We start from the raw sequence: 22,228 nt of genomic DNA on the forward strand, positions 1-22,228 counted from the left end.
TGGCATGCTGATCTGGTGGTTGCTCGCTGCGATGCTCCTGTCCCTGGCCTGGGTGCTGCTGACGCTCACCCGCGACGAAGGCGCGCAGCCCGAGGCCGAGAAGCGCTTCAACGAGGTGCTCGAGGCCGACGACGAAAGCGCCTGGCTGCAACAGCGGCGCGTGAGTGGCATGGCCCGACTGACTCGGCGCTTTCGCCGCATGCTCGAGCGCCTGCCGGGCTCGGACATGCAGGAGATCGAGCTGCTGATTCGCCAGGCTGCGCTGATGGACGACGCACTTCGCTCGCGCGTCTACACCTCGCTGTGGGTGGCCCCGCTGGTGCTGGCCGTGCTGAGCGCCTTGATCGGGTCGGCCAAGGGCTGGCCCATGTTCCACTCCGCCTTTGCCGGCCTGACCGTGGGCTACATCGCCCCACGCGCCATCTTGCGCAACCTGGCCGAGCGACGCAGGCTGGCCATCCGCGAAGAGATGCCGGTGGCACTCAACCTGATGCGGCTGCTCTTTGACGCGGGACTGTCTCTGGAACACACGCTCAAAGCCATCAGCGAACAGGGCCGCCAGGTCACGCCCAACCTGGCCGACGAATTCGCCTGGGTGCTGCAGCGCATCCAGCACGGCCAGGAGCGCGGTGACGCGCTCGAAGAGCTGGCCCGCCGCCTCGAAGTCGACGAGCTGACGGAAACCGTTGCCATGCTCAAGCAGGCCGCACGCTACGGCGGCAACCTGCGCGAATCGCTGATGCGCTACGTCAAGATGATGGAAGAGCGGCGCATGACCAGCCTGCGCGACAAGGTGGGCAAGATGTCGGCCAAGCTCAGCATCGTGATGATGCTGTTCATGTTCCCGGCCCTGCTGCTGTTCCTGGCTGGACCTGGCTTCCTGGCGCTGATCAACGCCCTCAAGAGGATGTCATGAGCGCCCCACACCTGCCCCCCTCGACGACGCGCCTGCGCAAGCTGCTTGGCTTGGCACTGCTCATGGGCAGCCTCACCGGATGCGCGCTGCCTCCTGTCACGCCGGCTGGCACCCTGGCAGGCGGCGCCTGTGGCAGCGAGCTCAACCCGACCGACAACACTCGCCTGGCCGGCATCGAACAGCTGCTGCGCGAGGGCAAGCCCTACGCGGCGCTGGCCCAGCTCGACGCGCTCGCAGCACAAGGGGTGCGCCCGCCGCAGGTGGACCTGGCCCGTGCCGACGCGCTGCGGCGCATCGACAAACCTGCGCAGGCCGAGACCCTTTACCGAAGCCTGCTCGGCGGCTGCCTGCAGGGGCGTGCCTGGCATGGACTCGGTTTGCTGCAAGCGCAGCGTGGCCAGTCAACCGAGAGCATCGCGTCGCTGGAGCGCGCCCGCAACCTGCAGCCCACCGACGCCCGCGTGCGCAACGACCTCGGCTACGCCCTGCTGCTGGCCCAACGCCACGACGACGCCCGTTTCGAATTCCTCACCGTGCTGGAGCTCGCACCCGGCGATGCCCGAGCCGCCCGCAACCTCGTGTTGCTGACGCTGCGCGAAGGCCGCGCCGACAAAGCCCGCGAACTCGCCGCGTCGCTGGGACTGGATGCCGCCACCGTGGCTCGCCTGGCGCAATCCAGTGCCGACCTGCCTGCCCCCGTTCAGCCCCCGTCCGCTCCCGCCTCCACACCCGCCCAACCATGAAACAGCCCACCGCCACCAACCGCCGCGCATCACGCGCCTGGACCGAACAGCCGTGGGTGCTGGGCGCTGCCCTGCTGACCGCCCTGTTCGTTTGCCAAAGCGCTCGCGCCACGCAGGCCGACGCGACGCCCGCCACCGCCGCCCCGGCAACCGAGCCCTTCAGCACCGAGGAATGGCAGCTTGAGCAAAGGCGGCAGCTGCCGGAAACCGGCCGGGCCACCCGTCAATGGCTGCAAAGCCAAAGCAGTCGCGAACAGGCCTCGGCCACACGGCCGACCCTGTCAGGCCCTGCCTTGCGCCGTGTTCACGATCGCTACCTGCGCACCTTCGAAGTCGACATTCCCCAGCAATTGAGGGAAAGCCTGCCAGCCAACAAATGAGTACGCTTAACAAGCCTCATTAAACAGCTTCATCCCACGACAGTCCGATGCCAGCCAGCCAGCACGCCCAGCACCCACGCGCCCGCCAGCGAGCGCGGCGCCTGGGCGCGCTCGCTCGGCAGCAGCGAGGCATGATCACCCTGTTGGGCGTTTTCACGCTGCTGTTGGCCTTGATGCTCACTGGCCTGACGCTGGAGACCGCGCGCCTGTGGTTGACCAAGCGCGAGTTGCAGTCCACCGCCGACATGGCGGCCATGGCGGCAGCGCGTCACACCGGTTGTGGCAGCACCCGCACGTCCGCGCTGCAGGCGGCGCAGTCCGTGGTGGTGGCCAACGGCCTGACGTCGGGCTACAGCCTGGACTTGCAGCGAGGCATCCATGGCCGCGACGCCACCACCCGCGTCAACACCTTCCAGGCCAACGAGTCTGAAAGCAGCAACGCCGCGCAGGTCACGCTCACCCGCACGGTCGAGCCCAGCGTGCTGGCCAGTGGTTTGCTTTCCTCGAACTCGACGGTGATGAAGGTGACGGCCACGGCCAAGGGCGGCCCGCCCCAGGCCACTTATTCGATTGCCAGCTTCGCCAGCATCACCCAGCGCCAAGCCGACTTCACCACCGCGCTGTTCCGTGCCTTGCTGGGCAACAGCAGCTTGAACCTGGGCGTGGCGGCCTTGACCGACCTGGCTGGCACATCGGTCAACCTGCTGGCGCTGCAAGCCGCTGCTGGCGCGGCCACCATCGAAGAGCTGCTGGACCGCCAGGTGCCCATCGACGAGCTGTTTCGCTGGCTGGCCACGGCATCCCCGTCGGCTGCAGCGGCCACGCAACTCAATCAGCTGGGGTCGATCTCGGTCAACTCAGGCCTGAAGGTGCGCCTGCGTGACGTGCTCAACATCCAGGTGCCCGCCTCGGCGGCCTCGGCCACCGTGGACATCAACCTGCTCGACCTGATCCAGACCAGCCTGCTGGTGGGCAAGGGCAAAGGCACCATCAACCTGGGGCTGAACATCCTGGGCGTGGGCAACATCTCGTTGAACCTGCTCAACCCACCGAAGATCGCCGTGGGACCCGCCGGCAAATCGCTGGCAGGTGCCTGGTGCACCGAGGCCAAGTCAGCTCAGTTCTCCCTGAAGGTGGGGCTCAACCTCAACCTCGTTGTGGCGGCCCTGGACATGGCCCTGTACGTGGACACCCTGCAAACGGCAGGCCGCTTGTCCAGCCTGGCGATCGCCCCGGGCAACACCACCGGCAACTTCAGCATCGCCAGCGACGTGATCGTGCTGCGCCTGAACGACGCCAAGACCACCGACGGCAGCAAACGCGCCACGGTGTCCGTGCTGGGCATCCCCGTGGTCGGCATCGACCTGAAGTTGCCGCTGCTGAGCGCGAGCAACGCCAGCGCGCCCTTCGCCATCCAGAGCACCGCTCAACTGCCAAGGGCCGTGGCCACACAGGGCGTGGGCAGCGGCACGCTGGGCGGACTGCTGGGTGACGACACCACCATCAAGTTCGTGGTGCTGGGTTTCCTGCCTTTTGACCTGAGCTGGCTTCAGAGCGTGGTCATGGCGCCGCTGAAGTTGATTGCCGACCTGGTGGTCGAGCCACTGCTGCAGACCTTCGGCTTCGACATTGGTCTGGTGCGTGTGCGCCTCATCGATGTTGAAAGCGCCAAGCCGCTGCTCATCATCTGAGCCCCGGCCTCACCCCTCCCCGTACACCACCTGCGGCTGCGCCTGCGGCATCAGCTCGCGCATGCGCACCATGGCCTCGTCGCTCGGGAACACGCGCGAGGCCTCACCCAGCTCCACCTCGCCACGCGCCGACAGCCCCTCGGTGTGGCGCTCGATCACCACGCGCACCGGCAGGCCCTGCACGGTGTCGGGCAGGTCAGGCTGAGGCGCCGCCACGCGGCGCCCCGGGAACTCGCGCAACCACTCGCCCACGGGCAGCTGCTGCCCTGGCGCGTGCACTCGCACGAAGCGGGCAAAGCGGCAGCGCGCCTGCGCCAGGCTGAAGACCTGCTGCACGTTCAGGCGCAGTCCGCCCGAGAAACGGTCGTTCTGCACCTTGCCCTGGATGATGACGAGCTCGTCTTCCTTGAGCACGTCCTTGTTGGCGTCGAGCGTGTCCTGGTTGGCCACGGCCTCGATGGCGTCGCTCTTGTCGTCGAGCTTGAACAGGCCCACGCGCCCGCGCGCGCCGTTGATGACGCGCATCTCGCTGACGATGCCGGCCACCAGTTGCGGGTCGCGGCTGTCGCGCAGGTCGGCGATGCGTTGCTTGCAAAAACGCCGGATCTCGCCCTCTGCCTGGTCGAACAGGTGGCCTGTGAGGAAGAAGCCGATGGCGGTCTTCTCCAGCCCCAGCTGTTCCTTGAGCGCCCACGGGTCGGTGGGCACCAGTTCGGGCTCGTTGGTGGACGCGGCGTGGCTGTCGCCGAAGTCGAACAGGCCGCCCTGGTCGGCATTGGCCGCCAGCGTGTCGGCGTATTCGAAGGCAAGCGACACGCTGGCCAGCAGGGCAGCGCGGTTGTCCGCCAAGGTGTCGAAGGCGCCGGCCTTGATCAAAGCCTCGACCACGCGCTTGTTGACCAGCTTGCGGTCCACGCGCGTGCAGAAATCGAAGAAGCTCTTGAACGGGCCGTTGGCCCGGCGTTCGGCCACGATGGCCTCGATGGCGCCCTGCCCCGTGCCCTTGACTGCGCCCAGCGCGTAGCAGATGGACTTGTCGCCCGTGGGGATGAAGCGCCACTCGCCTTCGTTGACGTTGGGCGGCGAGAAGGTGATGCCGAAGTTCTGCGTGGCATCGTCGTGGAAGATCTTGAGCTTGTCCGTGTCGTCGCTGGCGATCGTCATGTTGCCTGCGAAGAATTCGGACGTGTAGTGGTGCTTGAGCCAGGCTGTGTGATAGGCCAACAAGGCGTAAGCGGCCGCGTGCGACTTGTTGAAGCCGTAGCCCGCGAACTTCTCCATCAGGTCGAAGATCTCGTTGGCGAGCTCGGTGCTGATGCCGTTCTTGGCCGCCCCTTCCGCGAACAGGCCGCGGTGGTGCTGCATCTCCTCGACCTTCTTCTTGCCCATGGCGCGGCGCAACAGGTCGGCGCCGCCGAGCGAGTAGCCGCCCACGATCTGGGCCACCTGCATCACCTGCTCCTGGTAGACCATGATGCCGTAGGTCTCTTCCAGCACCTGGCTCATCAGGGGGTGCGGGTACACGACCTCTTCCTTGCCGTGCTTGCGCGCACAGAAAGAAGGGATCAGGTCCATCGGGCCCGGGCGGTACAGCGCCACCAGCGCGATGATGTCCTCGAAAACGCTGGGCTTGGCGTCGCGCAGCATGCCTTGCATGCCGCGTGATTCAAGCTGGAACACGGCCACGGTCTTGCCTTCGGACAGCAGCCGGTAGGTGGGCGCGTCGTCCAGCGGGATCTTGGCGAAGTCGAAGTCCTTCTGGTCCGGGTGGCGGGCCATGATGAACTCTTTGGCCGTCTCCAGGATGGTCAGCGTGGCCAGGCCCAGGAAGTCGAACTTCACCAGGCCGATGGCTTCGACGTCGTCCTTGTCGTACTGGCTCACGGCCGAGTCGCTGCCAGGCTGCTGGTAGAGCGGGCAGAAGTCGGTGATCTTGCCCGGCGCGATCAGCACGCCCCCGGCGTGCATGCCGATGTTGCGCACCAGGCCTTCGACGTTCTCTGCGAGTTCGAGCAGCGCGGCCACTTCTTCTTCGGCCTTCTCGCGCTCGTTGATCTCGGGGGCCTCGTGGCGGGCGTAGATGACCTTCGCCTTCTCGGGGTCGAAGTCGGGTGGCAGTTTGGCCAGCGTCACCGTCTTGCCCGGCGGTGCCGGGATCAGCTTGGCGATGCTGTCGACGTGGCCGTAGCCCATGCCCAGCACGCGGCCCACGTCGCGCAGCGCGGCCTTGGCAGCCATGGTGCCGAAGGTGGCGATCTGCGAAACAGCAGCGCGACCGTAGCGGTCCTTCACGTAGTCGATGACGCGGTCGCGGTTGCCCTGGCAGAAGTCGATGTCGAAGTCGGGCATCGAGACCCGCTCGGGGTTCAGGAAGCGCTCGAACAGCAGGTTGTACTTCAGCGGGTCGAGGTCGGTGATCTTGAGCGCGTAGGCCACCAGCGAGCCGGCGCCCGAGCCCCGGCCCGGGCCCACCGGGCAGCCGTTGTTCTTGGCCCAGTTGATGAAGTCCTGCACGATCAGGAAGTAACCCGGGAAACCCATCTTCAGGATCGTGTTGATCTCGAAGTCCAGGCGCTCGACGTAGCGTGGGCGTTGGGCATCGCGCTCGGCGACATCGGGGAACAGGTGCTCCAGCCGCTCTTGCAGGCCCTGGTGCGACAGCTCGCGGAAGAACGCGTCCATGGGCTGCGGCTGGCCGTCCGGCATGATCGGCGTCGGGAAGTCGGGCAGCTGCGGCTTGCCCAGCACCAGCGTCAGCGAGCAGCGCCGCGCGATCGCCACCGTGTTGGCGATGGCCGACGGGATGTCGGCGAACAGCGCCTGCATCTCGGCCGTGGTCTTGAAGTGCTGCTCCTTGGTGAAGCGCTTGATGCGCTTGGGGTTGCCCAGCGCTTCACCCTCGGCGATGCACACGCGCGCCTCGTGGGCCTCGAAGTCATCGGGCGCGAGGAACTGGATGGGGTGCGTGGCCACCACCGGCAGCTTGAGCCTGGCGGCCAGCGGCACGGCGGCTCGGATGTGCGGCTCGTTGGTGGGGTGGCCGCCGCGCTGCAACTCGATGTAGAAGCGCCCCGGGAAGGCCTCGGCCAGCTTCTTCGCCCAGGCTTCGGCCTTGGCCACATCGCCCATCAAGATGGCTTGGCCGACCGGGCCCAGCTCGGCGCCGGACAGGCAGATCAGGCCCTCGTTGCGCTCGGTCAGCGAGGCCCAGCTCACCCAGGCGTGCGTGCGCTGGCCCGGGGCCGTCCAGGCCTCGCCGAGCAGCTCGCACAAGCGCAGGTAGCCCGCGCGGTTCTGGATCAGCAGCAGCAAGCGCAGGGGCGCGCGACCGGCCTCTTCGGGCTCCAGCCAGATGTCGGCGCCAATGATGGGCTGCACACCCTTTTTCCGCGCTGCGGAATACAGCTTGACCGCGCCAAACAGGTTGGACAGGTCGGTCACCGCCACAGCGGGCTGACTGTCCTTGGCTGCAAGCTTGACCAGGTCGTCGATGCGGACGGTGCCGTCGACGACGGAGAACTCGGTGTGGGCGCGGAGGTGAACGAAAGGCATGAAGCCATTGTAAGAAGCCGGCGCCCTGCGCCCCGCTCTCGACGCCTTGGGTGGTTTTTTCAGATTCGCGGGTTCAGGCGTGCAGGATGTATCAATTTGCGGCCGAATGAGCGCCTCAAGCATTCAGTCCTCAGGAGCCATGCCGACAACGACAATGAATGCGAAAAGGAGCACGACATGTCGTTTTTCCGTGAGCGCGGGTTGGCTGCCCGCATCGCCCTGGCTTCGGTGCTGGTTTGCGCCGGGTTGATCGGGGCCGCCATCTTCACGGTGTGGCGTCTGCAGGACGTCTCGGCCACCAGCGGGCTGACGGCCATGAACCGCATCCCTCAACTGGCCGGGATCGCCCAGGTTGAGCTCAACGTCACCCGGGCTTCACTGCAACTGCGCCACGCCATGCTGGCGCGCACGCCCGCCGAGCGCGACGCGGCCTTGCAGGACGTTCAAGCCAAGCGCGAACTGATCGAGCAGTTGCTCAAAACCTACGAGCAACAGCTGTTCACCGAATCTGGCAAGCAACGCTTTGAAGCCATCCCGCCGGCGGTCCGGGCCTTCTGGGTACATGGGGAAACCAACGTCAAACTCATCACCGAGGGCCGCAAGGACGAAGCCTTCGCTTACCTGGTGGATCACACCATCCCCGCTCGCAACGCGCTGCTCAAGGAGCTCGCAGCAACCGTGAGCTACCAGCGCGACAGCGCCGAGCAGGACATCGCACGCATCCAGTCCAGCATCCAGCAGACGCTGACGGTGCTCATCGGTGTGTTCGTCTTCATCGGCGGCGCCATGGTGACGCTGTCCTGGTGGATCGGTCGCACCCTGAAGCGGCGAGTGGACAGATCTCGAGAGGTGGCCGAACGCGTGCGCGACGGCGACCTGCGCACCACCATCCAGGAAGACCACCGCGACGAGTTCACCCCGTTGCTGGAGGCGCTGTGCGACATGCAAAGCAGCCTGACCCAGGTGGTCACGAGGGTGCGCGGCAACGCCGAAGCCGTGGCCACGGCCAGCGCGCAGATTTCACAAGGCAGCCAGGACCTGTCCCAGCGCACCGAGCAACAAGCCGGCTCGCTGCAGCAAACCGCCTCCACGATGTCGGACCTGGGGCACACGGTGCAGCGCAACGCAGAGAACGCGCTGCAGGCCACCACCATGGCTCAGGAAGCGGCCAAGGTCGCAGAAGAAGGTGGCGGGGTCGTGCGCGAAGTGGTCGAGACGATGCAGGGCATCAACGAGGCCTCGCGCAAGATCTCAGACATCATCTCGGTGATCGACGGCATCGCCTTCCAGACCAACATCCTGGCGCTGAACGCGGCGGTGGAGGCCGCCCGCGCGGGTGAACAAGGCCGAGGCTTCGCGGTGGTGGCTGCCGAGGTGCGTTCGCTGGCGCAGCGCAGCGCGGGTGCCGCCCGCGAGATCAAGCACCTCATCACGGCCAGTGCCGAGCGCGTCGAGCGTGGCAGCACGCTGGTCAACCAGGCGGGCGACACCATGGTCCAGATCGTGGACGCCATCGGTCGCGTCAACACCATCGTGGCCGAGATCAGCACGGCCAGCGCCGAGCAGCAAGCCGGTGTGTCGGTGGTCGGTCAGGCCATCCAGCAAATGGACCACGGCACGCAGCAGAACGCGGCCTTGGTGGAAGAGTCGGCCTCGGCCTCCGAGAGCCTGCAGCACCAGGCCGCCGAGCTGGTTCAGTCGGTGGCGGTGTTCAAGGTCTGAGCACCGGCCGATCGCCTGAAATCACTCGGGGGCATGCCCACCCAGCGCCGAAAGGTGCGACTGAAGTTGGACGTGTCCTGGTAGCCGAGCCGGTCGGCGATGACCTCGACCGTCAGGTCGGAGTTGAGCAGCCACCAGCAGGCCAGGTCCTCGCGCACGCGGTCCAGCAGTTGCTGGTAGGTCAGGCCCTCGTCGCGCAGCTTGCGGATCAGCGTGCGGCTGGAGACGTGCTCGCGCTCGGCCAGCTCGATCAGGGTCGGGTAGCGGCCCTCGCAGGCCAGCAACTGGCGCAAGACGCGATCGCCCACGGGCCCCAGTCGGTCGCGCGGGTCGTTCTGCTGTGACCACAGGCGCTCGCACTCGCGCAGGGCCATGCGGTGGGTCTGCGGGTCCGGGGCCAGCCCCGGGTGGCTGAGCAAGGAGGCCGGCAACACCATGGCCGAGCGCTCCACACCGAACTTCACCGAGGGCCACCAGCGCCGGTAGGCATCGGCCCAAGGCGGCTCCGGAAAGGCAAACTCCACGCGCGCCACGCGGGTCATGTCCAGCCCCGTGAGGGTGTCGAGCAGGCGCAGGCCCGCGCCCATCAGGTGGCCCATGATGTACTCGCGCACGTCGGGCGCCTGCAGGTGCTCGCGCATCCACAAGGTCACCTCCTCGCCTTGTGTGGCCACCTCCAGCGAGATCAGGCTTTGTCGCAAGCCGGCGTGTCGCTGGATCAAAGCCAGCGCCTGCCCCACGTTGTCGCACGACATGGCCGCCACGCCCACCGGCCCGTGCGCCGACAACTGCGTGCCCCAACCCACCGTGATGCCCAGCCAGGGCTCTTGCGTGAGCGCCACCGCGCGCCGGATCAGCCGGGTCACCTCGTCGAAGCTCAGGTAGCGGTTGCCCTCGTGCAGCGCGGCCCAGTTCAACCGAGTGCCCGCCAGGATCTGCGCCTCATCGAAGCCACGGCGGCGCATCTCGGCGCAGATCAGCCGGGCGTAGATGGGGTGCAGCGCGGGCGCCAGCCAGTCGGCCGCCTGCGCGGGAAGGGTTCGGGGGCTCACAGGGTTTGTCACCAAATGACGATAAGTTGCCAGCGCCGACGGTACCCCATTTCGCCCTGCCCTCGCAAGATCGCATCACCCCATTTCACGGTTTCACACCGAGACACACCGAGGAGACAACAACATGAGCGCCGTGCTACCCGACCCATTGGCCACGTCCTACCGGGACCCGAAGAAACCGCTTTGGCTGCTGCCCGCCCTGATCCCGGCCATCGTCGCCACAGGCCCCATCGCCCACCTGATGGGTCAAGACCACGCCGCCTGGTACGTCCTGCCCTTTCTGGTGCTGTTCGTGCTGGTGCCCATCCTCGACTGGCTGATCGGCGACGACACCAGCAACCCGCCCGAAGCCGCCGTGCCCGACCTCGAGCGCCGCGCCTTCTACCGCTGGATGATCTACCTGGCCATCCCCGTGGGCTGGGCCACCACGCTGTTCAACGTGTGGTTCCTGAGCACGCACGCGGTGCCTTGGTATGGCGTCGTCACCACCGTCATCATCAACGGCTTCATGCTGGGCCTGGTGATGAACATGAGCCACGAGCTCGGCCACAAGAAGGAATGGCTGCCCCGCAAGGCCGCGCTGTTCAACCTCTCGCTGGGTGCCTACGTGCACTTCTGCATCGAGCACAACCGCGGCCACCACCGCCACGTGGCCACGCCGGAAGACCCGGCCTCGTCCAAGATGGGCGAGACCATCTACCGCTTCATGTTCCGCGAGATGCCCGGCGCCTACTTCCGCGGCTGGGACCTGGAGGTCGAGCGCCTGGAGCGCCAGGGCAAGTCGGCCTGGAGCCTGGACAACGAGATCGTGCAGGGCTGGATCGGCACCGCCATCGTCTGGGGTGGCATGACCTTGTGGCTGGGCACGCAAGCGTTGGTGTTGCTGATGGTGCTGGCCTTCCTGGGCGCCTTCATGCTGACCTCGGCCAACTACATCGAGCACTACGGCCTGGTGCGCCAGAAAAAGGCCGATGGCCGCTACGAGCACTGCCAGCCGCACCACTCGTGGAACAGCAACCACGTGCTGTCCAACATCCTGACCTTCCAGCTGCAGCGCCACTCCGACCACCACGCCAACCCCACGCGCAGCTACCAGTCGCTGCGCAGCTTCCACGACATCCCCACCTTCCTGCCACTGGGCTACACGGGCATGTTCCTGGTCGCTTACGTGCCCTGGCTGTGGTTTGCCGTGATGGACAAGCGCGTGGTCAAGGCCACGGGTGGCGACGCCTCGCGCATCAACTTCCTGCCGGCGCAGCGCAAGCGGCTGGTCAAGGCCTTCGGGATGAAGGATGAGGTGGGGGCTGCGGCCTGAGGCCTGGTCATGCCCCAGCCCGCCAGCGTCACGCCGCAGGAGGGCTCACCCCAGGCCCCACAGGCGGAAACCGCTTGAAGGCCTCGGTGGATTCCATCTTCGCGGCCAGGGCTGCCAACACCGGGTGCGTGGCTGCCACCGCCAGGCTGGGCTCGACCTCACCGACAAACTGCCAGGCGATGGCGGCCGTGATGCCCGCCTGCCGCGTGGGTTGGCCCTGCACCGGCGCCAGCGCCTCGGGCTGCCGAGCCACCGCTTGCTCCAGGCCCGCGAGCGCTGCCACGAGCTGCCCCCGCACGCGCTCCAGCCAAGGGCCATGCTGCTTGTCCGCGGGGCGCAGCTTGCGCTCGTAAATGGACTGCACGCCCTTGTCGCACGCGGCCATGGCCAGGCTCAGCACGCAGAAGTCGTGCTGCAGCTCGTGGGCCTCGGAAGGCCACAGGTACCGACCCTGGCTGTGCGCCGCCTCGATGAACTGCAGGATGAGCGACGAGTCCATCAACACCTCGCCATCGGGGCAGACCAGCGTGGGCGCCTTGACGACGGGGTTGATGCGCTGGAACTGCGCAAAGGTGCTGACGACAGAGACGGCCTCGTGCTCGAACGCCACGCCCAGGCAGTGCATGGAGATGGCCACGCGGCGCACATAGGGCGAGTCGAGCATGCCGATGAGGCGCAGGGGTGGCATGGGGGCTCCTGGGTTTGGTTTGGACGGGCCAGTATGCTGCGGACTGACACAGATGCACAGAAGGCTGGCAGGCCCCGTGACAATCGAAACCAGCCTAACCTCGTGCGATGCGCCTGCCTTTCACCATGGATAAATTCTTGCTGAAGCAGCAGGTGCTGGAACGGCTCGCCGAAGACCTGCTGCAAGCCGAACAGGCAGCGCGGGTGGCCCATGAAACGGCGACCCACGAAGAAAACATCGCCGAAAACAAATACGACACGCTGGGACTCGAAGCCGCCTACCTGGCCTCCGGCCAAGCTCAGCGCGCCGAAGCCATCCGCCAGGTGATGGCCAATTGGCGTCAGTTCCGCCCAGGTCCCTACGAGCCCAGCAAAGGCATACAGCTCGGCGCGTTGGTCTGCCTGGCAGATGCCACCGACAAGCAGCAACGACTCTTTCTGGGACCCGTTGGGGGCACCATGAAGTTGGTCTGCGGCACTCAGCCCGTTCAGGTCATCAGCGTCGAAGCCCCATTGGGCAAGGCCTTGCTGGGCAAGTTCGAGGGGGATGAGGTGGCGATACAGGTCGCTCAGATCCGGCAGCAGTTTGAGGTGCTGGAGGTTGTTTGAGCCGTAAGTGAGTTCACGCCCGGTTGAGCGAGGTGAGCAGGGCTTTGAAACCAGCAGCGAGGCTTGAGAAGTCACCGGCGAACGGTGACTGCAGGCAGCTCGGAACCGTGGACTCGGTCGGTGAGGCATCGCGAGCCGGACCCGTTTCATACCACCCGACATCGGACTGCACGCACCCGCGGTGCCCGACCACGCGTGCCACGAGTACATCGACTTCAGCAGCACAGGGCTGGATGCGATGCGCTTTTGCATAACGGCCTTGCAAGAGGCGCAATGGGGTCTGACACCGGAGCCCGATTTCGGAGCATCAGGGCCTCGCCGCACTTGCGCCTGTCTTCGCAGCATGGCGCGACCACCTCCAAGAAGGCCTGCGCAGGTTCAGCGTTTTGTAACACCCTGCTTTAGAGAGCTGTGATGAAATGTCCGAAGAGGGCCTCGATGCTCTCTACCCACATCGATCACAAAGCAGGGAATCATGAAGCAACGACATCGCTACAGCGCGCTCGCGCTGGCAGCCGGCATGGCTGCGACCGCATCCGCCCCCGTCCAGGCCCAGGCCCCTTCACCCAGCGACATCTTGTTCAGTTGGCGCTTTGATGGACGCGCGGCACCGGCCACCCAGTCGGCCGCCCTCCAGGCGGCCGACGGCTTCCATGCCACGGTGCTCTGGTGGCACTACACATCCAAGAACGGTGGGATCTACTCCACCCAGCCCTTCATCAACCTGGGCATGAAGGCGCAGTGCACCATCAACAACCACGTCCTGATCAACAACCAGAGCACGGCTGATGAAGCGCAGGCCTGTCTGAGTGCCGATGGTCTGCCTCTCAACGCGATCGTCGCCGGCAAGTACATCGGCGATGCACTCAAGCGTGAGCAACTCCAGAAGACGCTCATTGCCGATGCCAAGGCAGCCGGCTGCAACTCCGTTCAGTACGACGACGGCGGCACGAACTTCGCCAGCGCGCTGACCGGCGACAGGGATGGCCGCAAGGGTTGCCACGGCAGCAGCCAGTTCAACACCTTCCTGAAAGACCGACTGGCTCCGGCATTCAAGCAGCAACTGCCGTCGCTTGACATCTCGACCACCGGCGAGAAGTTCGACTATGCCAAGTACGTGCGCGGCGAATACAGCTTCCAGAATGCCCCTCTGACAGCTGAACTCCAGAGCCTGTTTTTGCGCTTCAGCGAAAAGGTGAGCAACGACCACCTGGGCTCGCTGCGCAATGAAGTGCGCAACGTGATGGGCGCGAGCGGCACGCTGATGGCCAACACCGCCTACTGGCCTTATTACTCCAAGGTGATGGACCGCAACATAGATTGGGTCAACACCGAGTTGCCACTGAGCCAGACCGATCCGTTCGCCCTCACGCAGTTCATCGCGCCATTCAAGTTCACTGGCAAGCGCGTCGTGCTCAACCCTGTGCTGAGGCTGCAGCAAGAGCCGTCCCCGATTCCGTCCTGCCATGGCTCCCGCCCCATCCCCGTGATGAGCACCGAGCAGCGGCAAACCGACGAATACCGGCGCGTGACCATGAGCGCCTATGCCCTGGGTGCCCAGGCGGTCGCCCCTTGGGACATCTACATGTGTTCGCCTGGCACTTTCCCCGGCGCATGCCGGACAGGCGAGGCCGAGCGCTACTTCGGTGACCCGGCGCGCTTCGCCGATGTCTTCAACCTCATCAGCGGCAACAAGAGCCTGTTCGACAATTACGTCATCGACGGGCACATGGGCTTCATGGAGACATCGCGCGTCACCAAGAAGACGCCCCACCCCTCCTACCCCAATGTGATCGCGCTTGATTTCGAAGGGATTGGCACGCTCAAGGCCATTCCCGCCGGCTCACAGGTGACGATCAATGACCGGACGTACGTCACCGCCATGGTCACCACCGTGGGTGCGCTCTACCTCGCGAAGTCGGACGCGGACCAGATCGGGGTGTGCTCGGCCGTCCGGCAGATCACCCCCACCAACAGCCGGCAGGCCATTGAGTTCACACGCCGTCTCACGCCCCTTCCTTATGTGGCCGCCAATGTCGACTACACACACACCAGCGGCCCCAAGGCCGGCCAGACGGAAGCGCGCCTGACCTTGTCCAGCGAAAAGCTGTTTGCGGGCCTGACCGCAGGCACTCCTGGCTACGCCGTGTTCAAGCCGGCCAGCAGCGGGCCGGTGGCTGTGACATACACGCAGGATGCCAACGCAAGGCATCTGGTCGTCAGCTCGGCCACGGCGCAGGCGGTGCCGAGGGGCGCCGAACTGACGTACTTGCGTACCGGCTTCGAGGCAGCCGACTTCCTGAACCGCGGCCAATCGCTGTGGACGGTCGGCAGCGCCGAGTTCTATCCGGACGACGCCAGCCGCACCATGGTGAAGCTGGTCAGCCCCACTGGGCAGCCCCTGGCCGGGAACGTGCCTCAAGGCACATCGATCACACTGCCTGGCATCACGGCCAGCACCAACGGCCCCTCCGGGGTCGGCAACGTCTACATTGCCGGCGATGTGCGCGAAAAGATCAAAGTGGGCGATCCGGTCATCGCTTCGGCACTGCCAGCCCTGGCGCCCTCGGCCACCACCAACAGCTTCGGAAAGTCGCGGTTGGACGTCAAGTGGGCCAGCGGCGCACCTGCCGCGGCGATGGAAGGCGTGCTCGTCAGCTGGGGCGAGAACAAGATCTCGTCGACGCCCACGAGCAAGTTCGTGGTGCATGTGGTGCGGCCAGTTCCGGTCACAGCCACCACAGCGCCCGTCAACTTGAAGGTCGTGCTGCCCACCACCACCGCTGTGCGCTCGATCAAGGAATACAAGTTGGGGAGCGCGGCCCCCACAAGTCGGCCGATTCCCGCCCTCAGCGGACGTGAGCTTTCCTTGACCGTCTCCGCCACTGCGCAGTGGCACGTCTTGGAGATCGAGCAATAAGCCTTGTAGCAAAAGCGGTGAACGTGCGATAGGCAGGAGTCGGCCGACGGTTCGCCGCCGGCCGCGCTCTCCGACTCGATGTAGGCGTGCGTCAGCTGCATCGCCGTGGGCGGCTTGCGCGACAAATCCCGACTGGGCGTCGATGGATGGCACTGCAAACCATCCAGTCGAACCAACCGCTAACAGCCGCTCCCGTCACGCGAGACGTCAAGCTGCGCCACCGCCCACTCGCCTCACACTCGGCGCCACCCCGAACCACCTCTTGTAAGCCTGCGAAAAGCTCGAATGATCACTGAACCCCATGCGCTCTGCGATCTCGGTGAGCGACAGGGTCTGATCCCCCAACAACTGGTTCGCCTGGCCACCGCGCACCTCGGCCAGCAGCGCCCGGTAGGTGAGCCCTTCGTCCTGAAGCCTGCGCTTGAGCGTCCTGTCGCTGAGCCCCAGCGCCCGCGCCGCCTGGGGCAGGTCCGGCGCCATGTTCATCGGTGCAGCCGCCAGGTATTGGCGCAAGAACTCACCGGTGCCCAGTCGGGCTCGGCGCCGCTCCATCAACTCTTCGCAGGCCCGCTCGCACATCGCCACCGTCACCGGGTTGGCCTGCGGAAGCCGCAAGGCCAGCAGCTGGCGATCTGACGTCAGGCTGTTGCTGGGCGCACCGAACTCTGGCCTCACCCCCACCACCCGCACCAGGTCTTCAACGCGGCCGCCACCGCGCTCAACGGTGTGCTGGAGGGTGAACCGCGACAAAGCAAACTCCGGCCCCAGCACCTCTTTCATGAGCCGAGCGGCTGCGGCCACATCTCGCTCGACCAGGAAGCGCTGCACCGCAGGCTCCACGTCCGGGGCCTCGAAGGTCACGGTGAACATGTCGCCCTCCATGCCGCCCGATATGCGGCAGAACGCAAACGTCAGGGGAATGAACCGCAGCGCCAGCGCCAAGGCGTCGCCAGCCGTCGCGCTGCTGATCAAGCCCAGGCCCCACAACCCGTATGAAGCGAAGTTGTAGCGCATGCCCATCTCCAGCCCCAGCCCAGGCTGCCTGCACGCGCGAATGAGGTTGCCCACCACGCACAGCTCCTGGCTGGCGTCGAGTTCGATGGACAGGTCCGCCAGATCGGCTTCTTTCAGGCCCGAGCGCGCCAGGATCTTGGCGGCGTCCAGACCGCGCTCCTGGCCGAACTCGACCATGAGCCGCACGCTCGCCGAACTGCGCTTGAAATCCCAGAAGTTCATGGAAGGCCGATGGAGGGTGAACACCGATGCGTTTGGCCCAAATCATAAAGCGATTGACCTGAGTCAACATTCCCGACGCGGGTGGCGTTGCGCATGATTCGCGCTCAAGGAACAGACCTTCGTCGCAACGAGAGGCTTCAACACATGCACCGCACCGGCTCAGAGGGCAGCGCCCCCTTCCACACCCTCATCATCGGATCAGGCTTCGCAGGCATCGGGATGGCCATCTCTTTGAAGAAGGCGGGCCTGGGCAACTTCCTCATCCTGGAAAAGCAAAGCGACGTGGGTGGCGTGTGGCGAGACAACACCTACCCCGGCGCCGCGTGCGACGTGCCATCGCACCTGTACTCGTTCTCGTTCGAGCCCAACCCGAACTGGTCTCGCGTGTTTGCTCGGCAGGCCGAGATCCATCAGTACCTGCAGCACTGCGCGAGAAAGCACGGCCTGCTGCCGTCCATCCGCTTTGGCTGCGAGGTGGCGCGGGCGAGCTTCGACGAGGGCCTCGCGCTGTGGACCGTGAACTTGACCAGCGGCGAGGTGCTGCAAGCGCGTCACGTGGTCACGGCCACGGGGCAGCTCAGCCGCCCGGTCTACCCCAAGCTGGAGGGCATGGCGCAGTTCAAGGGGCACGTCTGTCACTCGGCCCTGTGGGACCACAGCCATGACCTGACCGGCCAACGCGTCGCCGTGATCGGCACCGGTGCCTCGGCCATCCAGTTCGTGCCCGCCATCGCGGGCCAGGTGAGCCAGCTGACGGTGTTTCAGCGTTCGGCCGCCTACATCCTGCCTCGCCCTGATGGCCCCTATGCTGGCTGGCGCAAGGCCCTGTTCCGCGCCCTGCCCTGGACGATGAGACTTCACCGGGCCCGCATCTATGCCCATTACGAAAGCCGCGCCATCGCCTTCACCCGCATCAAGTCCTTGATGAAGCTGGCGGTGGGCGTGCCGTTCAAGGCGCTGCTTCGCAAGCAAGTGCCAGACCCCGCGCTGCGCGCACAACTGACGCCCGACTACCCCATCGGGTGCAAACGCATCCTGCTGTCCAACGACTACCTGGCCACCATGACCAGGCCCAATGTGAACCTGGTCACCCAGGGCATCCGCCGCATCACGGCCGATGGTGTGGAAACAGTGGACGGGCAACACCACCCCGCTGATGCGATCGTCTACGGCACCGGCTTTGCCGCCACGGAGTTCCTCGCGCCCATGACGATCACGGGCCGCGATGGGCAGGACCTCAACCACGCCTGGCAACAGGGCGCGCAAGCCTACCTGGGCATGACCGTGCCGGGCTTCCCCAACTTCTTCATGCTCTATGGCCCCAACACCAACCTGGGCCACAACTCCATCATCTACATGCTGGAAAGCCAGATCGCCCACGTGATGCGCTGCCTCAAGGCCGCTGACCGGGCAGGCGCCAGCACGGTGGAGGTGGATGCCAAGCGCTACACCCGCTTCAACAGCACCATCCAGAACCGCCTGCGCGCCACCGTTTGGCAAGGCTGCAAAAGCTGGTACGTGGACGCCAACGGCCACAACAGCACCAATTGGCCGGGCTTCACCTTCGGCTACCGCTGGCTCACGCGCCACGCTTCACTCAACGCGTACCACTTCAGCCAAGGCTGATCTGACCGCACCCTGGCAGTTGGCTCACCAGCCCCGAGCCCATCAGCCTCGATGGCGTGGTGAAGCCAGCGGGTGCACCGTGCTTGAGCAGGTGCTCCGTCACGGTGAGCGCCCCCGGGATGGTCAGGGTGTAGCCGTTGACCGTTTGCACGCGGGCGGTGCGGCGCACGCCACGCGCGTTGACGGCCTCGCCCCAAACGTAGGCGGGCATTCGAGCCCTCGCCGCCTCATCGGGGCCTTTGACGAGCTTGGACACCAAGGCGCCCAAGGCCCGCTGAACCACAGGCAGCTTCAACAGCGGGGCGAAGACGTTGCCCAGCTTCATGCCGATGACCCCGAGCCGGGACGTGGGGATGAACACCGTGACGTTGGGGATGCCCGTGGTGTGGAACGCGGTCGACACGTCGCCCCACGGCACGGCCACCGCCAGGCGCTCTCCCCGACCAAAATCGATGCGCCTGACCTCGTGCGCCAAGGGCACCTTGATCAGCTTGCCGTCGCGGCGAACGCGCCCACCCTCGGGCGTGCTCTCCAGCGTGGTCTTCATCGTGCCGGGTGACAGGCTCACGGTCGTGTCGAAGCCCAGGCGCAGCTCCACCGCATCAGGCAGGGCCTGCTTCAGCGCGGCCGCGATGCAGTCGGTCGGGATGACATCGAAGCCCACGCCCGGGCAAAGCACCACGCCGGCCTGCCGCGCCGCGCCATCGCTGCTGGCGACCTGCTCGAACACGTCGATTTCCCCGGTGATATCGAGGTAGTGCGCACCCGCCTGGATGCAGGCCTGAACCATGGGCTGGCTCGTTGATGAGAACGGCCCCGCCGTCAGCAGGACCGCCTTGACGCCCTTGAGCTGGGCCGCGATGTGGGCGGGATGGTCCAGGCCGAAGACCCGGAAGTCCAGCTTGAGCTCTCGTGCAAGGCGCTCGATCTTGGCGCGGCTGCGTCCCGCCAGGATCGGGGTCGTGCCCCTGGCAACGGCTTCGCGGGCGATGAGCTCACCCGTGTAGCCATTGGCGCCGTAAATCATCCACACCATGTTGTCAGCCGCGCGTCATTTGAACGGGTTGAAGGTCTTGCCCATCAGGTAGCCCATCCACAGGGGCATCGGGCGCATGATGGCCGCCAGGAACTTGTTGACCGCACCAGGCACGCAAACGGGCTTGCCTTTCATCACGGCGTTGTACCCTTCGGAGACCACGTCTTCGGGTTGCTGCCACAGGATGCTCGGCAAGTGGTTGGCCGTGTCACGCGTGCCCATCACATCATGGAACTCACTGTGTGTGAAGCCGGGACACAGCGCCGTCACGTGCACACCATGCGGCTTGAACTCCATGTCCAGCGACTGCGACAACACCAGCACATAGGTCTTGATGGCCGAATACAGCAGGCTTTCACCGGGTGGCGAGAGGGCCGCCAGGGACGACACGTTGATGATGCGCCCCCAACGACGCTCGATCATGCCGGGCGCGATGCTGTGCGTCAGCTCGGTCAAGGTGGTCATCATCAGCTGGATCTCGCCGCCCAGCGGTGCCCAGGGGGACCCCGCGAACTTCGAGTGCCCGGACAGCCCCGCGTTGTTCACGAGAAAGTCGATGCGCCAGCCGATCTGGTCGAGGTGGGCCATGACCTGGGTCGCGGCACCTGGGCTGGCCAGGTCCACCGACAGGACCTCGCACTGCACTTTGTGCCGCTGCGACAGCTCCTGGGCCAGGTCCTTCAGGCGGTCACCGCGGCGCGCGGCCAGCAGCAGGTCGTAGCCTGGGGCGGCCAGGTGGCGGGCGAACGTGGCGCCGATGCCAGCGGATGCGCCCGTGATCAGGGCCTTGCGACGTGGGGTGCTCATGTGGATCAGCCTTTGTGCTTGAACGCGGGGATTTCTTGTTGGGCGTTGAAGCCCTGCTTGGCCCGGCCAATGTGGCCAGCGTAGGGCGCGATGGGGCCGCGCAGGACGAAGGGAAGCGGAACCTGTCGCTGCCCGTCCGTGAAGCCCCAGGTTCCGATGCCGAGGTAAAGGCCTGGCGCCACCCGGCGGACCTCGTCGACCATGTGGATGGCCCCGCACATGGACTGGAACGCGGCGTAGACCAGGGTGTACGCCGGACGCCCGTCGTAGCGGGACGGCGCGATCAGCGTCTGCATGGGGTAGCGCTGCACCGTGCGCCCCAGGTGCGCGAAGCTGTTGTAGCCCTGACCACCCACCGCCGACACCGGCTTGAAGGCCTTGCAAAGCCAACGCCCCGGCATCAGCGGGTTGTTGACCGTCAGGTTGCCGATGACCTGGGCCACGGCGTTGGGCTGCGCCAGCAGGCGCGCGGCGAACTCACCGTCCATTTCCTGGATGGTGGGCGCTGGCAGCTTGTCGAACAAGGCCATGAGGTCCTTGAAGCCCATGGCCAGGAGGGCTGATTCGGTCGGTTCACCGACGGCTTGACGTGCGACGTTCATGATCTTGAATGCCATTCAAGATGTCATTTAAGATGCCCCCATGGCGAGGAACAAGCGAGACGTCGATGCCGAGGTGAAGCGCGAGCAGATCGAGGAAGCCGCCTGCGCGCTCTTCCTGGCCGACGGTTATGACGCCACGTCCATGGCGGCTGTCGGCAAGGCAGCCGGGGTGGCGCCCAACACGCTGTACTGGTACTTCGCCAGCAAGGACGACCTGCTGGTGGCCACGCTGAACCGGTTGGTCGGCAGGGCCCTGACCCGGATGACGGGCATGCAGGACCAATCCCTGGGCGAACAACTGAGCTGGCTGCTGGGCGAGTTTCAGCAGGCCAGCAAGCTGATCTCGACGGTCCATGCCCGCCTGGACAAGTCCGAGACGGTGCGGGAATGGCACGAGCGCTTTCACGACATGCTCGACGCGATGCTGATCCAGCAGATGGTGTCCAAGGGCATGTCACGCACGAAAGCGTCCGTCATGGCGACGGTGGGCACCTACGTGGTCGAGGGCCTGCTGTCCCACCCCCACACCTCGCAACAGTTCGACAAGGTCGTGCACTGGCTCGCGGGCAACGGCAAGCTCTGAGGCGACCGACGCGAACCAGGCTGCGACTGGGGCTCAAGCCATCAGCTTGAGCAGCCCTTGATACGGCATCAGGTTGGTCCGCACCACCTTGTCGATCGGCTCGGCAAACCCATCCTGCATCCACCTGGCGGCCAGCAGCACGTTCAGGCCGATCATGCCGTCGGCCAGCAGGTCGAGGTTGACCTCGTCGAGTCGGGCCTTGGGCACCAGCAGGTGCAGGTGCTGGCGCATCATGTTCGAGTAGTCGCGCGCGGTGGCACCACTCAGCGCCGCCACCTCGTCGTTCACACCCAGCGAGTCGACCAGCATGATGCGGCCACGCCGCGGGTCGTCGCGGATGAACTCCAGGAAGACGCGGATGGCCGGCTCCAGCATGCCCAGGGGCGTGGGCTCGGCCTCCTTGAGCACGGCCAGGGTCTGGGCCATGAGCTGATCGCGCAGCTCGCCGTAGGTGGCCATGAACAGCTGTGGCAGCGTCTTGAACGACTCGTAGAAATAGCGCTCGGTCAGGTGGGCGGCCACGCAGACCTCGCGAACCGTCGCGGCGTGAAAGCCTTTCGTGCCGAACACCTCGAAGGCGCCCTCGATGAGCTTGGCACGGCGCAGCCGCTGCCGCTCTTCGGGCAGGACCCCGCCATAGCGGCGGCGTGGAGACAAAGGTGAGGCTGGCGTCGGGGCTTCCATGGAGATCCCTATGTTGACATGGATCATTGTCAAAGTTATTCTGACAAGAATCTTTGTCAAAAGTCAA

At 65.8% G+C, this 22,228-nt stretch carries 17 protein-coding genes and 1 pseudogene; 10 read left to right on the forward strand and 8 right to left on the reverse strand.

The annotated features are described in order from the left end of the window. Positions 1 to 4: 4 nt before the first annotated feature. From ABG80_RS12895 to ABG80_RS12910, 4 genes are all read left to right on the forward strand, one after another. Positions 5 to 916 (forward strand): type II secretion system F family protein, encoded by a 912-nt coding sequence (locus ABG80_RS12895; protein WP_058088012.1) that lies wholly within the window; start codon positions 5 to 7, stop codon positions 914 to 916. Then, positions 913 to 1,659 (forward strand): tetratricopeptide repeat protein, encoded by a 747-nt coding sequence (locus tag ABG80_RS22815; RefSeq protein ID WP_058088013.1) that lies wholly within the window; start codon positions 913 to 915, stop codon positions 1,657 to 1,659. The genes ABG80_RS12895 and ABG80_RS22815 overlap by 4 nt, the downstream gene beginning before the upstream one ends. Next, entirely contained in the window at positions 1,656 to 2,039 is a 384-nt protein-coding gene (locus ABG80_RS22820) for a DUF3613 domain-containing protein (protein WP_058088014.1), read from the forward strand. The genes ABG80_RS22815 and ABG80_RS22820 overlap by 4 nt, the downstream gene beginning before the upstream one ends. A 131-nt stretch (positions 2,040 to 2,170) precedes the next feature. Next, positions 2,171 to 3,730 carry a TadG family pilus assembly protein gene (locus tag ABG80_RS12910; RefSeq protein ID WP_160322535.1) on the forward strand — a complete coding sequence of 520 codons (1,560 nt, stop codon included), beginning with the start codon at positions 2,171 to 2,173 and terminating at the stop codon, positions 3,728 to 3,730. A 9-nt stretch (positions 3,731 to 3,739) separates the two neighbouring features. Here the strand turns inward: ABG80_RS12910 and dnaE are convergent, their stop codons facing one another. Beyond that, a complete protein-coding gene (gene dnaE, locus ABG80_RS12915) occupies positions 3,740 to 7,282 on the reverse strand; it encodes a DNA polymerase III subunit alpha (protein ID WP_058088016.1) in 3,543 nt (1,180 codons plus the stop codon). A gap of 177 nt (positions 7,283 to 7,459) precedes the next feature. On the opposite strand from dnaE, the gene ABG80_RS23975 reads away from it, so the two are divergent. After that, positions 7,460 to 9,004, forward strand: coding sequence for a methyl-accepting chemotaxis protein (locus ABG80_RS23975; RefSeq protein WP_058088017.1), 1,545 nt, complete (start codon positions 7,460 to 7,462; stop codon positions 9,002 to 9,004). Here ABG80_RS23975 and ABG80_RS12925 read toward each other — a convergent pair. Next, a complete protein-coding gene (locus ABG80_RS12925; RefSeq protein ID WP_058088018.1) occupies positions 8,977 to 10,056 on the reverse strand; it encodes an AraC family transcriptional regulator in 1,080 nt (359 codons plus the stop codon). The two genes, ABG80_RS23975 and ABG80_RS12925, sit on opposite strands and share 28 nt — an antisense overlap. Before the next feature lie 124 nt (positions 10,057 to 10,180). Between ABG80_RS12925 and ABG80_RS12930 the strand changes: the two genes are divergently transcribed. Continuing rightward, complete coding sequence (locus ABG80_RS12930) at positions 10,181 to 11,371, forward strand: alkane 1-monooxygenase (RefSeq protein WP_058088019.1); 1,191 nt, start codon at positions 10,181 to 10,183, stop codon at positions 11,369 to 11,371. 28 nt (positions 11,372 to 11,399) lie between these two features. On the opposite strand, the gene ABG80_RS12935 is transcribed toward ABG80_RS12930, so the two are convergent. Continuing rightward, positions 11,400 to 12,059, reverse strand: coding sequence for a glutathione S-transferase (locus tag ABG80_RS12935; protein ID WP_321166056.1), 660 nt, complete (start codon positions 12,057 to 12,059; stop codon positions 11,400 to 11,402). 125 nt (positions 12,060 to 12,184) lie between these two features. Here ABG80_RS12935 and ABG80_RS12940 point away from each other — a divergent pair, with 125 nt between their 5' ends. Next, entirely contained in the window at positions 12,185 to 12,667 is a 483-nt protein-coding gene (locus ABG80_RS12940) for a GreA/GreB family elongation factor (RefSeq protein ID WP_058088195.1), read from the forward strand. Between the two features lie 475 nt (positions 12,668 to 13,142). Further along, on the forward strand, positions 13,143 to 15,587 hold the full coding sequence (locus ABG80_RS12945; RefSeq protein WP_058088020.1) for a hypothetical protein: 2,445 nt from the start codon (positions 13,143 to 13,145) through the stop codon (positions 15,585 to 15,587). A 207-nt stretch (positions 15,588 to 15,794) separates the two neighbouring features. Here the strand turns inward: ABG80_RS12945 and ABG80_RS12950 are convergent, their stop codons facing one another. After that, positions 15,795 to 16,823 (reverse strand): AraC family transcriptional regulator, encoded by a 1,029-nt coding sequence (locus ABG80_RS12950; protein ID WP_058088021.1) that lies wholly within the window; start codon positions 16,821 to 16,823, stop codon positions 15,795 to 15,797. Positions 16,824 to 16,967: 144 nt separating this feature from the next. On the opposite strand from ABG80_RS12950, the pseudogene ABG80_RS12955 reads away from it, so the two are divergent. Next, positions 16,968 to 18,443 (forward strand): annotated as a pseudogene (locus ABG80_RS12955) (flavin-containing monooxygenase); the annotation flags it as partial. Here the strand turns inward: ABG80_RS12955 and ABG80_RS12960 are convergent. The 3 genes from ABG80_RS12960 to ABG80_RS12970 are packed head-to-tail and all read right to left on the reverse strand — an operon-like array spanning position 18,436 to position 20,909. Next, complete coding sequence (locus ABG80_RS12960; RefSeq protein ID WP_058088022.1) at positions 18,436 to 19,485, reverse strand: saccharopine dehydrogenase family protein; 1,050 nt, start codon at positions 19,483 to 19,485, stop codon at positions 18,436 to 18,438. The pseudogene ABG80_RS12955 and the gene ABG80_RS12960 overlap by 8 nt on opposite strands. A 15-nt stretch (positions 19,486 to 19,500) precedes the next feature. Next, entirely contained in the window at positions 19,501 to 20,292 is a 792-nt protein-coding gene (locus tag ABG80_RS12965) for an SDR family NAD(P)-dependent oxidoreductase (protein WP_058088023.1), read from the reverse strand. 5 nt (positions 20,293 to 20,297) lie between these two features. After that, positions 20,298 to 20,909: a hypothetical protein gene (locus tag ABG80_RS12970; protein WP_058088024.1), complete on the reverse strand. Its 612-nt coding sequence runs from the start codon at positions 20,907 to 20,909 to the stop codon at positions 20,298 to 20,300. Between the two features lie 25 nt (positions 20,910 to 20,934). Here ABG80_RS12970 and ABG80_RS12975 point away from each other — a divergent pair, with 25 nt between their 5' ends. Beyond that, positions 20,935 to 21,477 carry a TetR/AcrR family transcriptional regulator gene (locus tag ABG80_RS12975; protein ID WP_058088025.1) on the forward strand — a complete coding sequence of 181 codons (543 nt, stop codon included), beginning with the start codon at positions 20,935 to 20,937 and terminating at the stop codon, positions 21,475 to 21,477. Positions 21,478 to 21,510: 33 nt separating this feature from the next. Here ABG80_RS12975 and ABG80_RS12980 read toward each other — a convergent pair whose 3' ends face one another. Beyond that, positions 21,511 to 22,161 (reverse strand): TetR/AcrR family transcriptional regulator, encoded by a 651-nt coding sequence (locus tag ABG80_RS12980; protein WP_058088026.1) that lies wholly within the window; start codon positions 22,159 to 22,161, stop codon positions 21,511 to 21,513. Positions 22,162 to 22,228: the final 67 nt, after the last annotated feature.

It is taken from the genome of Aquabacterium parvum (assembly GCF_001447195.1).
Lineage (GTDB): Bacteria > Pseudomonadota > Gammaproteobacteria > Burkholderiales > Burkholderiaceae_C > Aquabacterium > Aquabacterium parvum.

Excerpts from the sequence above, each read along its gene's own strand:
- ABG80_RS12895 (WP_058088012.1), top strand. The coding sequence starts at position 5 with ATGCTGATCTGGTGGTTGCTCGCTGCGATGCTCCTGTCCCTGGCCTGG.
- ABG80_RS22815 (WP_058088013.1), top strand. The coding sequence starts at position 913 with ATGAGCGCCCCACACCTGCCCCCCTCGACGACGCGCCTGCGCAAGCTG.
- ABG80_RS22820 (WP_058088014.1), top strand. The coding sequence starts at position 1,656 with ATGAAACAGCCCACCGCCACCAACCGCCGCGCATCACGCGCCTGGACC.
- ABG80_RS12910 (WP_160322535.1), top strand. The coding sequence starts at position 2,171 with ATGATCACCCTGTTGGGCGTTTTCACGCTGCTGTTGGCCTTGATGCTC.
- dnaE (WP_058088016.1), bottom strand. The coding sequence starts at position 7,282 with ATGCCTTTCGTTCACCTCCGCGCCCACACCGAGTTCTCCGTCGTCGAC.
- ABG80_RS23975 (WP_058088017.1), top strand. The coding sequence starts at position 7,460 with ATGTCGTTTTTCCGTGAGCGCGGGTTGGCTGCCCGCATCGCCCTGGCT.
- ABG80_RS12930 (WP_058088019.1), top strand. The coding sequence starts at position 10,181 with ATGAGCGCCGTGCTACCCGACCCATTGGCCACGTCCTACCGGGACCCG.
- ABG80_RS12935 (WP_321166056.1), bottom strand. The coding sequence starts at position 12,059 with ATGCCACCCCTGCGCCTCATCGGCATGCTCGACTCGCCCTATGTGCGC.
- ABG80_RS12940 (WP_058088195.1), top strand. The coding sequence starts at position 12,185 with ATGGATAAATTCTTGCTGAAGCAGCAGGTGCTGGAACGGCTCGCCGAA.
- ABG80_RS12945 (WP_058088020.1), top strand. The coding sequence starts at position 13,143 with ATGAAGCAACGACATCGCTACAGCGCGCTCGCGCTGGCAGCCGGCATG.
- ABG80_RS12950 (WP_058088021.1), bottom strand. The coding sequence starts at position 16,823 with ATGAACTTCTGGGATTTCAAGCGCAGTTCGGCGAGCGTGCGGCTCATG.
- ABG80_RS12960 (WP_058088022.1), bottom strand. The coding sequence starts at position 19,485 with ATGGTGTGGATGATTTACGGCGCCAATGGCTACACGGGTGAGCTCATC.
- ABG80_RS12965 (WP_058088023.1), bottom strand. The coding sequence starts at position 20,292 with ATGAGCACCCCACGTCGCAAGGCCCTGATCACGGGCGCATCCGCTGGC.
- ABG80_RS12970 (WP_058088024.1), bottom strand. The coding sequence starts at position 20,909 with ATGGCATTCAAGATCATGAACGTCGCACGTCAAGCCGTCGGTGAACCG.
- ABG80_RS12975 (WP_058088025.1), top strand. The coding sequence starts at position 20,935 with ATGGCGAGGAACAAGCGAGACGTCGATGCCGAGGTGAAGCGCGAGCAG.
- ABG80_RS12980 (WP_058088026.1), bottom strand. The coding sequence starts at position 22,161 with ATGGAAGCCCCGACGCCAGCCTCACCTTTGTCTCCACGCCGCCGCTAT.